The organism is Mucilaginibacter litoreus, from assembly GCF_042676805.1.
GTDB classification, from domain to species: domain Bacteria; phylum Bacteroidota; class Bacteroidia; order Sphingobacteriales; family Sphingobacteriaceae; genus Mucilaginibacter; species Mucilaginibacter litoreus.
Genome location: NZ_JBHTHZ010000001.1, coordinates 566,605 through 582,384 on the forward strand (window position 1 = coordinate 566,605; position 15,780 = coordinate 582,384).

Sequence of the window (15,780 nt, forward strand, 5' to 3'; positions counted from 1 at the left end):
TTTTATGCGCCGGACTTTTTTATGTAAAGGTTAAATAGTGAGTGGCTGATTGGTGAGTAGTTACATAAGGCACTATTCACCACCTAACAACTCACCGCTCACTATTACGCGTAGCTGTTAAGCATAACCGGCATAACCAGCATCAGTATATCTTCATTTTCGTCGCCGCCTTGTGGTAATAACAAACCGGCACGGTTAGGGGTCGACATTTCAAGTGATACTTCCTCGCAATTAAGGTTTTTAAGCATCTCTATTAAAAAGCGTGCGTTAAAACCAATCTCCAGATCGTCGCCCTCATACTGGCAACTTAAACGCTCATGAGCTTCATTAGAGAAATCAATATCTTCTGAGGAGATGTTCAGTTCGCTTCCGCTTATTTTTAACCTTACCTGGTGGGTGGTTTTGTTGGCATAAATAGCCACACGGTTTAACGAACCCAAAAACGCCTGGCGGTCAATAGCTAATTTATTAGGGTTTTCTTTCGGAATTACAGCTTCGTAATCCGGGTAACGTTCGTCAATTAAACGGCAAACCAGGTTGATGTTTCCAAATTTAAAGAAAGCGCTGGTGCTGTTATATTCTACAGAAACGTTTACATCATCAGAAGGTAATGCCGATTTTAAAAGTGTAAGCGCTTTTTTAGGCAAGATAAAAGAAGTAGTACCTTCTGCCCTTGCATCCTTACGGCGGTAACGTACCAGTTTATGCGCATCAGTAGCTACAAACGTTAACGACTGCGTAGTTAACTGGCAAAAAACACCTGTCATGGCAGGGCGAAGTTCATCATTACTTACCGCAAATATGGTTTTATTGATAGCCTCGGCTAAAACAGACGCCGGTACATTTACTGATGACGCATTTTCAACCACCGGGATCTTAGGGAAATCCTCGCCGTTCTCGCCGCTTAGTTTGTATTTACCGTCGCCGGCGCTTATTTCAATAGCAAAGGTATTGTCGTCTACAGAAAAGGCAACCGGTTGCTCTGGCAGCGATTTAAGTGTATCTAATAAAATGCGCGATGGTATTGCAATACGGCCATTCTCTTTAGCCTCTACTGCAAGCGACGTAGTCATGCTGGTTTGCAGGTCGGTAGCAGAAATGGTTAAGTTGCCGTCTTTAATCTCAAACAAAAAGTTTTCCAGTATCGGCAATACCGTGCTGTTGCTTAAGGCACCACTTACCGATTGTAACTGCTTTAACAGTGTTGATGTGGAAACAATAAATCTCATGATATATTAACGTTTATCTACCAAAAGTATAAAATTTAATGAGCATACTTTCGCTTACGGATATAATGTTGAAAAATAGCGAATATTAACACTATGCCAATAGGTACAATAGTATTTACAAGCTGCCAGAACAACTTTTCCTGCCGTATGCGCGCACGGTTGAGCAGGCGCATCTGTATCTCTTTAGACCGTAGCGATATAAGACCGGAGTCGTCTGTAAGATAATCGGCCATGTTAAGCAGCAGGTTTTTATTGCCGTAACTTTGGCGGGTATAACGGTCATACCCTAACGGGAACGGCGACCCATCGGCCCCTACCTGGTTACGCAAAATATCTCCATCGCTCAGCACTATCATTTTTGTTGGTTTTCCTTGCGCCAATACGTTAATTTTCTGATCAAAGCCTTCTGGTACCGGGCGGTTTTGAAAGTCAGACGTAAAATTACCCTCCAGCAATACACCGGTTATTTTAGGTGCGCTTTGAAATTCGCGCGGATCGGGCTCCTGCTCCAGGGCCTGCAGCGAGAGCATATAAGGGGTGCTTATTTTTTTGTTGTATGGCGATGTAGTAAGCAATACGGTTTCCCTTACATTTTTCACATTCAGCATATCAATACTACTGGCAAACTGGCTGCTGATGCCATCGAGGTTTTTAACCACCGGATGTTTTGAAAAAGGCAGATAAACAGGGTAAAACAACCATGGCAGCATTTGTATCTGCGCCTGCCCGCCTGCATCACCTGTGGTTACAGGTATTTGGGAGCAATTCATATCAGCGATCAAATCGTAATTAATGCGTACACCGTACCTGAAAAGCTGATCGTCCAAATTTAGTTGTTTATTAAAGGCGAGTTGCTGCCCCCCTTTACCTCGCAGACTGTCAAGCTCGGCGCTTACCTGGTCAATCGCCCAAAGCATTCGTCCGCCCCGCATAATGTATTGATCGAGCTTGAATTTCTCCAATTCAGTAAAGGCCTTATCGGGTTTGGGTACTATCAGCAAGCTTATTTTGGTAAGGCTGTCAAAAGGGATAGTAGCCAGGTTAACCCGCCCAACCAAGTAGCCGTCGCTAAGACTGCGCATGGCATCACTAAGCTGCAGATCGTTAAGTTCGTTATGGCCTTCTGTAAAACCTATGCGCTGCTTACCCCCACTGCTTGCTTTTTTTATGGCCGATGTAAATGCATACTCCAGGTTTTGTATAGAATTGTTCAGTACCTCATCGGGCGAAAGGTTAATATTGCTTTGGGTTTGCAACAATTTTACGGCTATATCCTTACCCTGATAGGTAACCAGCGCAAAGGGAAAAATGATTTTTTGAGATACGCCGTCGTCGGTTTTTACACTGAGATTTTGCGCTTCTATGCCTTTAGCTTCCAGGTCTGCATATTGTTGCTTTTGCTGTTCCTGCGAAAGGCCCTTTAATGGGTCGGTAAATTTAAATTGCAGTTCATCGTTATAAGCCTGCAAATCTGCCAGCAAATCTTTTACAGAGGTTTGCAAGCGTTTCATCCCTCCAGGAAAGTTATCCCCCTCAAGGTACACGGTAACTGTTACCGGCTTTTGCAAACCCTGCATAATGCTTCGGCTCACCGGGGAGATGGTGAAACGCTTCTCTTTTGTAAAATCAAACCGGGTAAAAATTTTGCCGGAGAGCACGGTAACAGCCAGCAACGAAAAAATAATACCTAACGAGCTCAAAAATGTAGTGCCAGCAAGCTTACGCCCCTGCTGTTTATGCAAAACATATAGGGTGAGCCAGATAAACAATGCATCTGCAACTAAAAAGTAAAACAGATCGCGCGTATCAAGCACTCCTCTGCTGATAGACTCATAATGCTCGGTGATCCCCAGGTTTTGCAGACCTAACGCCTGCAGTGAAAGAATTGAGCTTAACGAATTGAAGCCAGTGTAAAAAAAGAAACACAAAAAAACAGCTATAGTGAATGCAATAACCTGCGTTTTACTTACCGATGAAGCAAACAAACCAATAGCAGCAAAAACCGACCCCAGTAAAAATAAGCCTATGTAAGAGCCGATTACAGCGCCGGTATCTATATTACCCTGCGGGGTGCCTAAAGTTGATATGCTGAAATAATATACCAACGTAGGGATTAATGCAAAGAGTACTATTAAAACACTGGCAAGGTATTTACCTGAAACAATTTGCAAATTGGTTAAGGGGCGGGTGAGCAGCAATTCAAAAGTACCATCTTTACGCTCTTCGGCAAGTGAGCGCATGGTTACCGCAGGCACCAGGAACATAAACAGATACGGAGCGGTGCTAAAAAGGCTTTCCAAACCGGCATAGCCATAAGCTAATATACTGGTATCCGGAAACACCCACAAAAACAGCCCAAGTACCAACAAAAAAACACCAATGGTTATATACGCTACCAGCGAACTGAGATAAGTTACTATTTCTTTTTTTAGAATACTGATCACTTTATAGGCTTTGCTGTCAAAGAATGTAAAATTACAATTTGCCGAAATAACGCGGTGCGTTATTTGCAAATTTAAAGAAAAGCAAAAAACCCGCTGATTGCTCAGCGGGCTTTCCCCTTAATTAATGCTTAACTATTATTAGAATTTGTAAGCCAAACGAACACCAAGCTGACCAAGCGTGCCATTATTTGACCATCCTTCGTAACGTAAGCCCCCCTCAAAATTGTTGCTGAAGTTATAACCTACACCCGGAGAGTAAATAAATGACGTACCGCCGCCGCTTTGAGTATTGATCCCGGCACCTAATTGTGCCTCACCAAAAATCTTTTCGGCAAAGTAATATTTAGCGCCTACTTTGATTGGAATAATACCGAATGAGCCGCCGCCAAGACCATCAGTATCTATGCCAAGGTCTTCCAGATCTTCCATATCCTCGTCACTAAGCCCTGTATCAACGCTTTTCATCTTCACCCTTGAGTAACCAATTGAGCCGGTAAGGAACAAACCTTCCTGAATTGGATGCTCATACTTAAGCGAACCGCCGATGATAAAAGAATAACCTGAAGTTGTTGGAAGACCGGCCTCTAAACCGATACTGAATCTGCCGACTGCGTCGGATGTTTGTGCGAAAGTGGTAAGCGCTGCACTACAGAGCACCACCATTACAAGTGCGATTTTTTTCATTGTGATAATTGTTTAAGGTTAAGTACCGCAAATATATATTTAAAATATTATAAATCAATATCAAAATATTAACATTTGAGCACATACCTTGTAAGGCAACGAGTTAACAGATATCAAATATTATAATATTAAGATAATTGCGCCGGGTACACACAACGCTGTTATCCGGGTTTATAGACGGGTTAATAAATACTTACGTTACACACGATATTTGAATTATTTACAACCTGTTGTAAGCGAGCCGGTTATTTGTAAAACAAACAGGGCTTAACATAAAGTAATGCTTTTAGTTATTGGTTAATCCAATAAATATCTGCTCAAGCGACTGGTTATTGTTGCCAGAGCGCAGATTATTTAATGAATCGTTAGCTACTATATTGCCCTTGTTAATTATTATTACATGATTGCAAACCGCTTCAACCTCTTGCATAATATGCGTAGATAATATCACTGTTTTTGATTTGCCAAGGTTTGTTATCAATTGCCTGATACCAATAAGCTGATTAGGATCCAGGCCGGATGTAGGTTCATCAAGTATCAGCACCTCGGGGTTATGCAGAATGGCCTGCGCTAAGCCCACTCGCTGCCGGTATCCTTTGGATAGCTGCCCGATCTTTTTATGTTGCTCGGGCCCTAAACCGGTTTGTTCTATTACCTCTGCAATTCGTTTTACAGGCTCATGTATACCATGTAGGCCCGCTATAAATGCCAGCGCCTCTTTTACATACATATCCGTATACAGCGGGTTACTCTCCGGCAAATAACCAATGCTGCGCTTAACATCCAGCGGCTGCTTAATAATATCAAACCCGCAAACCGTAGCGGAGCCTGTAGTAGGTGGTAAAAAGCCGGTAAGCATTTTCATGGTAGTGCTTTTGCCTGCACCATTTGGGCCCAAAAAGCCAAGCACACCTTGCCCGGTATTAAAACTGATACCGTTTACTGCGTTTTGGTGCCCGTATAGCTTGGTTAAACCCTCTACCTGTATGCTCATGCGGTAAAGTTATTGATTAAGTAGGATGTCTGGAAGTCAGAAGTTCGAAAGTTAGAAACAAAGGCTTCAAAAATTTTTCGGTTTAAGCTTATCTTCCGGACTTACGGTCTACCGACTTTCGACTTTCACCTCTAAAAACTATCTTTGCTGTTACTATGAGCAAATCCACCGACGAACAATTTAAAAATGTAATATCACACGCCAAAGAATATGGCTTTGTTTTCCCGTCAAGCGAGATCTACGACGGGCTTAGTGCTGTTTATGATTACGGGCAAAACGGCTCGGAACTAAAAAACAACATCAAAACCTACTGGTGGAAAGCCATGGTGCAGATGAACGAAAATATTGTTGGTATTGATTCTGCTATATTTATGCACCCAACCATCTGGAAAGCCAGCGGCCACGTAGACGGCTTCAGCGACCCGATGATAGACAATAAAGACAGTAAAAAACGCTATCGTGCAGATCAGCTACTGGAAGACCGCATAGCCAAATACGATGAGGAAGGCAAAACCAGCGAGGCTGAAGAATTGCAGATAGAGATGGATAACGCCCTTAAAGCCGAAGACCTTCCGCGTTTACGGGAGCTCATCATTGAACATGATATCAAATGCCCTGTCAGCGGTACCGCGAACTGGACAGAAGTTCGCCAGTTTAACCTGATGTTCAGCACGCAAATAGGCGCCGTTGCTGATGATGCCGATGTGGTTTACCTGCGCCCCGAAACCGCACAGGGTATATTTGTAAACTACCTTAACGTGCAAAAATCCGGCAGGATGAAAATCCCTTTTGGTATAGCTCAAATTGGTAAAGCATTCCGTAACGAAGTCATTGCACGTCAGTTCATCATCCGCATGCGCGAGTTTGAGCAAATGGAAATGCAGTTTTTTGTACGCCCCGGCACGCAAAAAGAATGGTTTGATAAATGGAAAGAAACACGCCTTAAATGGCACCTGGCCTTAGGGACCGCACCTGAAAAATATCGTTACCACGAGCATACCAAGCTGGCCCACTATGCAGATGCTGCTTATGATATTGAGTATGAATTTCCGTTTGGATTTAAAGAGGTGGAAGGTATACACAGCCGTACCGATTTTGACCTGAGCCAGCATGAGAAGTTTTCCCGCAAGAAGATGCAGTATTTTGACCCGGAAGTTGACCCGGAAACAGGCAAGCCTTTTGGAAACTATATCCCTTACGTTATTGAAACCTCTATCGGTTTAGACAGGATGTTCCTGCTTACGCTGATCAATGCCTATGAGGAAGAAGACCTGAGCACTGACGAAAAACAGGATAGCCGTACCGTATTGCGCCTGCACCCTGTATTGGCGCCGGTTAAAGCCGCCATCTTCCCGCTTACCAAAAAAGATGGCCTGCCAGAGAAAGCACGCGAAATAATGGATAAACTTAAGCTTGATTTCAACCTGCAGTACGAGGAGAAGGACGCTATTGGCAAACGCTACCGCCGTCAGGATGCCATTGGTACTCCTTTCTGTATCACTGTTGACCATCAAACGTTGGAAGATAATACTGTAACCATACGCCACCGAGATACGATGGCCCAGGAGCGCGTAAACGCTGATGATCTTGACCGCATTATCGGCAACCTGGTTAGCTGGAAAAATGTGTTATAAGCAATATAACAACTATAAAACTGCTGCACCTGCCATTTGGGGGGCGTAGCAGTTTTATTAAATTATTATTACTCAAATTTCATCCGGTTAATCTTAATATCAATAACTTTATAGGCTGTATATACTTATCCTAATTGAAGCCTTTTTTACTATTAGTATTTTGTTTGTTTCTTATAACTCCCTTGCAGGCTATTCCATTGGTTAAGGAAACGGATAGCTTAAAGCGGCTTATATTTACATCAAAAGGCAATTTAAAAACAACTGACACTGCTACAATAAACCATTTAAATAAACTTGCTGAAAGTTACTACGAGTCAGCGCCAGATAGTACTGTATATTTTGCCAGTCTTGCTAAAAAGTCGTCACAAGCACTGGGTTATAAAACGGGTATTGCAGATGCAGATATCCAGCTGGGTGATGTACACTCATTTAAGGGTGAGTACCTTGAGGCTAATCTTAATTATACAGCCGCCCTAAACTTATACCAGGTAACCAAAAAAGATTTAGGCATAAGCAACGCCCTTATGGGACTTGGCCGTGTACAGGATTTTGTCGGAAATTACGCCAAAGCCATCTCTTATTTCCAAAAAGCGTTAAATATCCGTAAAAGGCTTAACAATCAGATTGAAATTGCTAATTGCCACGCTATTATAGGTATCACTTATGATAATATGGGCGACTTTAACAATGCGCTTGATCATTATTTTAAATCATTACTTATTGATATAAAACTGAATGACCAATTAGCAGCGGCAGACAACTACTGCAATATTGGTGTAGTTATGCAGCACCTTGAGCTTTACTCAAAAGCAATTGAATATTTTAACAAGGCGAATAAACTTTGGTTGAAGCTTGATGATAAGCAAGGCATCAGTACTATTTATCAGAATATTGGAGAAGTTTATTTAGCACAAAAGAAACTTAAGCAGGCTTTTGATAACTTTAAACAAGCTTCTGTTATGTATCATCAGTTAGGCGATGAGGAGGGGATCAGCCTGATATATTATAATTTTGGTTTATACTATAATCAAACAGGGCAAATTGATTCGGCTATTTATTATTTGAATAAATCTTTGGTATCTGCTACTCAAAATCAAATTCAATATAATAAGGCTTGTGCCCAAACCGGCCTCGCGTTGGTTTACAACACTGAAAAGAAATATTTCAAGGCTTTAAAATATGCTACACTTGCATTAAAAACTGCAGGTAACCTACAAAGCATCAATCTTAAGGCCGATGCCACTGAACAATTAAGTAAAGCATATGCCGGTCTTAAAGATTATCAAAGGGCATTTACTGCACATTTACGCTTTGTTAACCTTAAAGACAGCCTTAACCACAGTGAAAGCCTGCAAAAGCTGACCTCGTATAACACGGCATTACAATTTGAAAATGCACAACAAGCAGCCAGTAAAAAAGAGGCGCAGTTATTTAAAAAGCTTCAACAACAGCGGCGTGCAAGTATTATTTATACTGCTATAATTGTAGTGATAAGCCTTATGCTGTTATTTTATTATAACGCCAAACGAAAGCAACTTAAGGCTAATTCGCTCTTAAAAGACAGAAATAAAAAAATTGAACTACAGACAGAGAAACTTAACGAACTTAACCATTTAAAAGACAGGCTTATAAGCATACTTGCGCATGACCTGAGAGCCCCGCTTAGCACCTTGAGAGGAGCGTTTACTTTAATAATGGATGATGATATATCTCACGCCGAATTCATAAAAATGGTGCCGGTTGTATTTAGTAAACTTGAGCACACATCCGATTTTTTAGATACCCTTCTTTTTTGGATTAACAGCCAGGTAGATAATATTGAAGAGACTACGAAAAGCTTTTGTTTGCATGATGTAGTAAACGAGGAGCTTTATATACTTAATGAACAGTTTAAGCGAAAACGTATAACAGCGACAAATAAGGTAGATCCTGAATATATTGTATTGGGAGATCCGAAATCAATACGTATAGTTATACATAATTTTTTGACAAATGCTATAAAGTTTTCACATCCCGACAATAGTGTTGATATCACCGCAGTAAAAGTTAATGGCAGAATAAATTTTAGTATCACAGATCATGGCATTGGAATGAGCCCTGATCAATTAAACAGTCTTTTTATAGGAAAAGTAACCAGCCGAAGTGGCACGATGAATGAAAGCGGTACCGGTATGGGACTGATTTTTTGCAAAGACCTTATAGAAAAATATAATGGTAAAATATGGGCTAAGAGCCAGCCAGGCCAATATACAGAATTTGGATTTAGCCTTGAAGCAGGTATACACACCTAAATATTTATTAAACAAACAATTTGGGTCAACACTCCTTGTGCATATAGTAAGCTATCTGCATGTCAATTAAAATTAAAGACCAACCTTTTTATATACAGGCTACTGCCATTTTATTTGGCTTGATATTGCTTGTATATGTACTCAATATACTGGCGGATATTCTGGTGCCGCTGGCATTTGCCGCTTTTTTGGCTATCCTGCTTAACCCGCTTTGCAACCGCCTGCAGCGTAAAGGCGTTCCAAAGTTCCTCTCCATTATTATCGCAATGCTGATAATGATTATAGCAGTCACACTGGTTTTTTACTTCCTGTCTACGCAAATAGTACAGTTTGGTGATGCTATGCCGATGCTGCAAAAGAAATTTGAAAGTATAACTGCCGAACTTAAAAATTGGATACAAACCACCTTTGGTGTAGCGGTAACCAAACAGGAGCAGATGATTAAAGACGCTTTGAATAACAGCCAGGCTGTGGTTGGCAGGACACTTAACGGCGTGTTAGGGGTATTATCTGTTGTATTCCTGTTACCGGTTTACATTTTTCTGATGCTATTTTATAAAACATTGATCCTTAATTTCCTTTACGAGGTGTTTGCAGAGGAAAATTCTAAAAAGGTAAGTGAAGTACTCAGCGAAACAAAAACCGCTATACAAAGCTATATCGTAGGACTGCTGATAGAGATGATCATAGTAGCTGCTATGAATTCAACAGCGCTTGTGCTTTTAGGCGTTAAATATGGGATACTTATTGGTTGCATTGGTGCCATACTTAACCTGATACCATACCTGGGCGGAATTATAGCGATTGCCTTACCGGTGCTAATGGCCACAGTAACTAAAGACGGATACTCCACACAATTGGGTGTAATAGCTGCCTACATCGTCATACAGTTTATAGATAATAATATTCTGGTTCCACGCATCGTATCATCCAAGGTTCAGATCAATGCATTAATGTCTATTATCGTTGTATTATTAGGCAATCAGCTTTGGGGAATATCCGGGATGTTTTTATCTATCCCTTTTGTAGCGGTCATCAAAATAGTGTTCGACCGTATAGAGCCGCTTAAACCATGGGGTAAATTACTTGGTGATAACATCCCTACGCAGCAGATGGTAGATATCTGGCGTAACCGCCGCAAGCGTCGGGCAGTATTGCCCAAGAGGGAGGATAGTATTTAGTTCATAGTCGATAGTTCATAGATCATAATCGATAATTGAATAAAAGGCCCGGAACTTAATGTTCCGGACCTTTGCTTAATTGTTTGATATACAAACAAAAATACTATGGACTATCGACTACTATCTATTGACTTATCAATGCGTTACCGGGTTATCTGCATTATGCAATGTACCGTTGGTATATAGTATCGGGTTAACTTTTTTCTTATCTCCCTGGTACACCCAAACAATGTTGCCAATATACTTGCGGAAAGCATCGCTAACCTGGTTAGGGGTAAGTTTTTTCACATCCTCTGCCAGGGTTAAAGAGCGCCTCCAGTTGTTATGCAAAACTTCGTTAGACACGATGGATGCCGCCTGAGCGGTATTGGTTTCATTTTTATAATAAAACCCGGTAAGGTAAGTAACTTTCATATCTGCAACATCAGCAGCGCTAAACCCATCTTTCTTTAAACGATCAACCAGTTTATCAAATACGGCTATATATTTATCAGGTTCAGTTGTTGAAACAGAAAACTTGGCTACCGAAGTAGAGCCAACGCTGAACCAGGCCTGCGGCGCGTATGATAAGCCATTGTTTGTACGAACATCCAGGAAATGCTTATCAGCAAAAATACGCATAGCAACGTTAAATGCATCAAAATCAGGCGCGCCAGGGGCTGGTCCGCTGGTCACACCTTCAACATAGTTGGTAGCCAGCTCGCGGCCTTCTGCAGAGAAAGTATTTTTATAGGCTCTAAAAAAAGATTTTTTCAATTCAAACGGAGCGCCTTTTTTTATTGTGCCCAGCAAACCCTTTACTTTGGTTTCAATTTCTGCACGGTCAAGATCGGCCACTACAACAACCAACAAACGCGACTTGGTTAATACCGATTCGTAATATTTCTTCGTTTCTTCGGCAGTAAGGGCTTTCACAGTTTGGGGTGTACCGGCAGGGTTCTTTGCGTAATCGCGCCCGGCAAAGGCAAGGCTGTCTGCAAATTTGTCTATTGCATAGTCCGGGTTTGAGTCTTGTGATTTTAAGCCGGTCAACCTGTCCTGCTTAATACGATCAAACTCCTTTGCATCAAACTTAGGCATGGTAATAGCTTCAACATACAGCGGCCAGGCTACATCCAGGTCGCTTTTTATACAATTAAGCTTTATTACCGAATAGTTTTTTGTAGCACCGCCGTAAACTCCGGCGCTTATTTTATCCAGCTGATTTTTGAAACTATTCTTATCGTGCTTAAGGGTACCACACTCGGTAAGGGCCGTCATGGCCATTGCCTCAATCCCTTGTTTATTGGCCGGGTAGTTTTGCACGCCCCCCTTTATTACAGTTTGTATCTCCACAATATCGTTACCGCTTGGCTGTACAATCACTTTTACGCCATCAACCATCATTTCGTAGGCTTCCTTTTGTGCAAAAGCAGGTTTAGCGCCTGTTGTTGCCGCCGCAAGCAGCAGCAGGTATATATATTTTTTCATTTTTGATTCAGGTTTTAGTTTTTAGCTACAAAAAACGACGCTACATTAGCTGCCTTACTTGCCTCGGGTGTTAAAATTATGCCCGAAACCATTGGCTTGCCTACTACATAAGTATTAATGAATTTGGCAATATCGGCGCGTGTTACCTTTTGATAATTGTTGGTCAGATCAGTATAATAATCAAGCGAAGTGCTGCACCACTGATAGCTTAACTGCGAAGGTATAGATGATGGCTTTTCCATTTCGCGGCTATGGTTACGCAGCAGGATAGCCTTTGCATCGGCCAGTTGCTCATCGGTATAATAATCCGGCTTACCCCACTGGCTCATCTGGTTCTGGATCTCATCATAGCACTCCTTCAGTTTAGTAGGGTTAGGCATAACAAATAATGATACCGGGCCGATATAGTGGCTGGTATTATAGCTGAAGCCCACTGATGAAGCCAGGCCTTTATCAACGAGCGCCTGTTGCAATTTAGATGAATTAAGGTCCAATATAGTTGAGAAAACGTCTGCAGCAACGGTAGATGCTGAATCGGTCATGTAGGCAGGTCCTTGCCAGTCGAACATCATCATTGGAGTACGGGCGATTGACATTTCCTTTACTACAGCGACATTTTTTTCGACCGGCTTAAATGCAGGTATAGGGTATTTTTCATGCGGATTAAAGCCGCTGCTTTGCCAGTCGCCAAATATAGCTTCGGCTTTTTTAAAGCCATCTTCATGCTTTACGTCGCCACAGATGATCAGCAAGCTGTTATTAGGAAAGTAATATTTGTTTTTGATGACCATCATTTTTTCTGGCGTTGCCGAGTTGATCACCTCGTGGATACCAATAGGCATTTTACGAGTGATAAGGTCGCCCCAAAGCTTTTCGTTAATTGCATAATATAACTGAAAGCCAGGGCTGCTTTCGTTACGCTGAAATTCGCCGTCAACTACAGGTCGTTCCTTTTTCATATCCTCTTCGCGATAGATAGGAAACCGGACAGAAGCATTCATCAGTTTTAAACCGGCATCCAAGCTATCCTTGCCAATGGTAAAGTAATAGTTAACACGCTCTACGCTGGTTGTCCCGTTCCAGATAGCGCCAAGTTCCTGTGTACGCTTTAAGAATTTCTCTTGGGTAGGGTAATCTTTGTTAGCTTTAAAAAACATGTGCTCAAATAAGTGTGAAAGGCCGCTAAATTCAGGCCCTTCGGTATATGCACCGTTCTTTACAGCAATCTCAATAGTAGTTAATGGTACTTTGCTGTTTTCAATAACAACAACTTCCAGCCCATTGGGAAGTTTCTTCCAGAAATAACCTTCCGGAAGCCTTGGCTGGGCAACTGCACACAAAGAGCCAATAAGGCCGGCGGCAGTAAGGGTTAATAGTTTTGTAATTTTAAGGGTCATAGTATTAATTAGATTACAGACCCTTAAATATATTACATATAATTAAAACTTTAGTTAAAAGAAATCTTATTTAAATGTTATTACTACTTTTTTACCAGATACACTTTCTAAAAAAGGTTTAAATATGGTTTGGGCGTTTTCCCTGGCCTTACCAACAACATTTAACTGTTTGGCAGAAGCAAGCATTTTTTGCTCGGCAATTTTGTAAACATCCTCTACCATTTGCTTGCTTTTGTTGGCAAACCACACGCCCGAAACATCATACACTTTTGATTGCTGATGATCCAGCTTTACGTAGCATATCTCGGGTTGCGGCAGTGCAACAGTTACGCTATCGCCGCTTTGCAAAATATCGTCCTTTCTAACTTTAGTTAAGTCGATGCAGGCAGTCACCTCGCCTACCGCCACAAACAACACGCGTGAGTCGGGCAGTAACATGTGCAGTTCCTTTTTCTCTATCACATCTTTCATCGCATACTTAACCAATTCAAGTTTACCCATACTTACAATGCGCGAAACCATAATATCATCATTTACCTCGGAGTGTGTAGTGTTAAACTCATGCTTGATGTAAAAAAACAGGAATATTAAAAAGCCGGTAATAACCAGGGCAAAAGCTAAGGTCAGCGAAAAGCGCGAACGTAATGAATTAAACATACATAAGTTTAAAGTACCTACAAATTAAAACAGCGATGGTTTGGCCATCGCTGTCTATCATTAAGTGCTTATTAATTAAGCATATGTTACATTCAGCGTAATTGGCACGCTTAGAGCTTTAGATACAATGCAATTTGCTTTTGCGCCCTCAGCTACCTCTGTAAATTTTGCTTCGTCAACACCATCAATAACGGTTGCTTTAAGCTCCAGGTGGATGCCTTTAATTTCAAGCGCCTGCATATCCAGGTCAAGTATGGCATCTGTTGTTAAATCGCCCGGGGTTATGCCCTGCTGTGTAAGTGCGGCGCCAACCGCCATAGTAAAACATCCTGCATGTGCAGCAGCGATAAGTTCTTCGGGGTTTGTGCCAACTCCTTCGGCAAAACGGGTCTTAAATGAGTATTGCGTTTTGTTTAAAGTAGTACTTTGGGTTGTAATTTCGCCTTTACCTTCTTGTAAAGTGCCGTTCCAATGTGCATTTGCGGTACGTTTCATAGTTATATGGTTTGTGAGTTTATGCTAATTTAAGTGTTGTGTATGATTTCTAAAATAATAGAAGGTTATCATTGTGCACATAATTTTATATGATTACCATTTTGCACGCTCATACTGTACAGGCCAATTGATATCATGGCCTAACTCATGTGCTGCACGCAGCGGGAAATGGGTATCGCGCAGCATTTCGCGTGCAAGCAACACAACATCTGCCTGGCCGGTTTTAATTATTTCGTTAGCTTGTTTTGCAGTTGTTATCAGGCCAACGGCGCCGGTAAGTATATCACCGCTCTCCTTAACGGCTTCAGCAAACTCCACCTGGTAGCCCGGTTTAAGCGGTATACGAACACCTGCAACATTACCACCGCTGGAACAATCTATCAGATCGACACCTTTTTCTTTAAGCAATTTGGCCAGAGCTATAGAATCTTCAACTGTCCATCCGCCTTCAATCCATTCAGACGCAGATATCCTTACGAACAACGGCAGATCATCCGGCCACACCTCATTTACCGCGTCAACTATTTCTAAAGCAAACCTTACCCTGTTATCAAATGAACCGCCGTATTCATCCGTGCGTTTATTGCTTAAAGGCGATAAAAACTGATTGATAAGGTACCCATGCGCACCATGCAGTTCAATAACTTTAAAACCTGCCGCTAAAGCCCTTACAGCAGCGACTTTAAAATCGGCGATTATTTTATGTATGCCGGCTTTATCAAGCTCGTGGGGTGCTATTTCTGCATCGCTAAAAGGCACGGCGCTTGGCGCAACAGTATCCCATCCGTTTGCATCATCCGGCGGTATTTGTTTACCGCCATTCCAGGGTTCTGCATGGCTGGCTTTACGGCCCGCGTGGGCCAATTGCATACCGGGAATAGCGCCCTGTTGCTCAATAAAAGTGGTTATTTCTTTAAGTTTTTCAATATGCTCATCCTTCCAGATGCCCAGATCGGCAAATGATATGCGGCCTTCCGGAGATACCGCCGTTGCTTCTGTTATCAGTAAGGCAGCACCTCCAATGGCCATACTTCCTAAGTGTACCAAGTGCCAGTTATTCGCAAAACCATCCGTACTGGAGTATTGGCACATAGGCGATACCACAATCCGGTTTTTTAACTCGATGCTTTTTATTTTAAGAGGCGAAAATAAATGTGCCATAATTATTTGTTTGATGCAAATATGTATAAGTAACCGGCATTTACTACCATGGTTTTGTAAAATACCCACTAGCTCCTGCTTGTTTACCTTAATATGAACAATTAGTAGTATTTTGTGTTGCACCTGAAGCTATTTAAAACTAT

The 15,780-nt window shown here is 41.7% G+C and carries 12 protein-coding genes; 3 read left to right on the top strand and 9 right to left on the bottom strand.

Annotated features, from left to right (window positions below):
* Positions 1 to 104 precede the first annotated feature (104 nt).
* From dnaN to ACFQZX_RS02690, 4 genes are all read right to left on the bottom strand, one after another.
* Positions 105 to 1,229: a DNA polymerase III subunit beta gene (dnaN, locus tag ACFQZX_RS02675; RefSeq protein WP_377111080.1), complete on the bottom strand. Its 1,125-nt coding sequence runs from the start codon at positions 1,227 to 1,229 to the stop codon at positions 105 to 107.
* 35 nt (positions 1,230 to 1,264) lie between these two features.
* Complete coding sequence (gene gldG, locus ACFQZX_RS02680; RefSeq protein ID WP_377111081.1) at positions 1,265 to 3,673, bottom strand: gliding motility-associated ABC transporter substrate-binding protein GldG; 2,409 nt, start codon at positions 3,671 to 3,673, stop codon at positions 1,265 to 1,267.
* Positions 3,674 to 3,811: 138 nt separating this feature from the next.
* Positions 3,812 to 4,357: an outer membrane beta-barrel protein gene (locus ACFQZX_RS02685; protein ID WP_377111082.1), complete on the bottom strand. Its 546-nt coding sequence runs from the start codon at positions 4,355 to 4,357 to the stop codon at positions 3,812 to 3,814.
* Between the two features lie 286 nt (positions 4,358 to 4,643).
* Complete coding sequence (locus ACFQZX_RS02690) at positions 4,644 to 5,351, bottom strand: ATP-binding cassette domain-containing protein (RefSeq protein WP_377111083.1); 708 nt, start codon at positions 5,349 to 5,351, stop codon at positions 4,644 to 4,646.
* Positions 5,352 to 5,506: 155 nt separating this feature from the next.
* Between ACFQZX_RS02690 and ACFQZX_RS02695 the strand changes: the two genes are divergently transcribed.
* From ACFQZX_RS02695 to ACFQZX_RS02705, 3 genes are all read left to right on the top strand, one after another.
* Complete coding sequence (locus tag ACFQZX_RS02695) at positions 5,507 to 6,985, top strand: glycine--tRNA ligase (protein WP_377111084.1); 1,479 nt, start codon at positions 5,507 to 5,509, stop codon at positions 6,983 to 6,985.
* 164 nt (positions 6,986 to 7,149) lie between these two features.
* Positions 7,150 to 9,276 carry a tetratricopeptide repeat-containing sensor histidine kinase gene (locus ACFQZX_RS02700; protein WP_377111085.1) on the top strand — a complete coding sequence of 709 codons (2,127 nt, stop codon included), beginning with the start codon at positions 7,150 to 7,152 and terminating at the stop codon, positions 9,274 to 9,276.
* Between the two features lie 59 nt (positions 9,277 to 9,335).
* Positions 9,336 to 10,457, top strand: a complete 1,122-nt coding sequence (locus ACFQZX_RS02705) for an AI-2E family transporter (RefSeq protein ID WP_377111086.1) — start codon at positions 9,336 to 9,338, stop codon at positions 10,455 to 10,457.
* A 135-nt stretch (positions 10,458 to 10,592) separates the two neighbouring features.
* Here the strand turns inward: ACFQZX_RS02705 and ACFQZX_RS02710 are convergent, their stop codons facing one another.
* From ACFQZX_RS02710 to namA, 5 genes are all read right to left on the bottom strand, one after another.
* Positions 10,593 to 11,927 (bottom strand): M16 family metallopeptidase, encoded by a 1,335-nt coding sequence (locus ACFQZX_RS02710; RefSeq protein ID WP_377111087.1) that lies wholly within the window; start codon positions 11,925 to 11,927, stop codon positions 10,593 to 10,595.
* A 14-nt stretch (positions 11,928 to 11,941) separates the two neighbouring features.
* Positions 11,942 to 13,324 carry a M16 family metallopeptidase gene (locus ACFQZX_RS02715; protein WP_377111088.1) on the bottom strand — a complete coding sequence of 461 codons (1,383 nt, stop codon included), beginning with the start codon at positions 13,322 to 13,324 and terminating at the stop codon, positions 11,942 to 11,944.
* A gap of 66 nt (positions 13,325 to 13,390) precedes the next feature.
* Positions 13,391 to 13,981 (bottom strand): DUF4230 domain-containing protein, encoded by a 591-nt coding sequence (locus ACFQZX_RS02720; RefSeq protein ID WP_377111089.1) that lies wholly within the window; start codon positions 13,979 to 13,981, stop codon positions 13,391 to 13,393.
* Positions 13,982 to 14,056: 75 nt separating this feature from the next.
* On the bottom strand, positions 14,057 to 14,476 hold the full coding sequence (locus ACFQZX_RS02725; protein ID WP_377111090.1) for an OsmC family protein: 420 nt from the start codon (positions 14,474 to 14,476) through the stop codon (positions 14,057 to 14,059).
* 93 nt (positions 14,477 to 14,569) lie between these two features.
* Entirely contained in the window at positions 14,570 to 15,637 is a 1,068-nt protein-coding gene (namA, locus tag ACFQZX_RS02730; RefSeq protein WP_377111091.1) for an NADPH dehydrogenase NamA, read from the bottom strand.
* Positions 15,638 to 15,780: the final 143 nt, after the last annotated feature.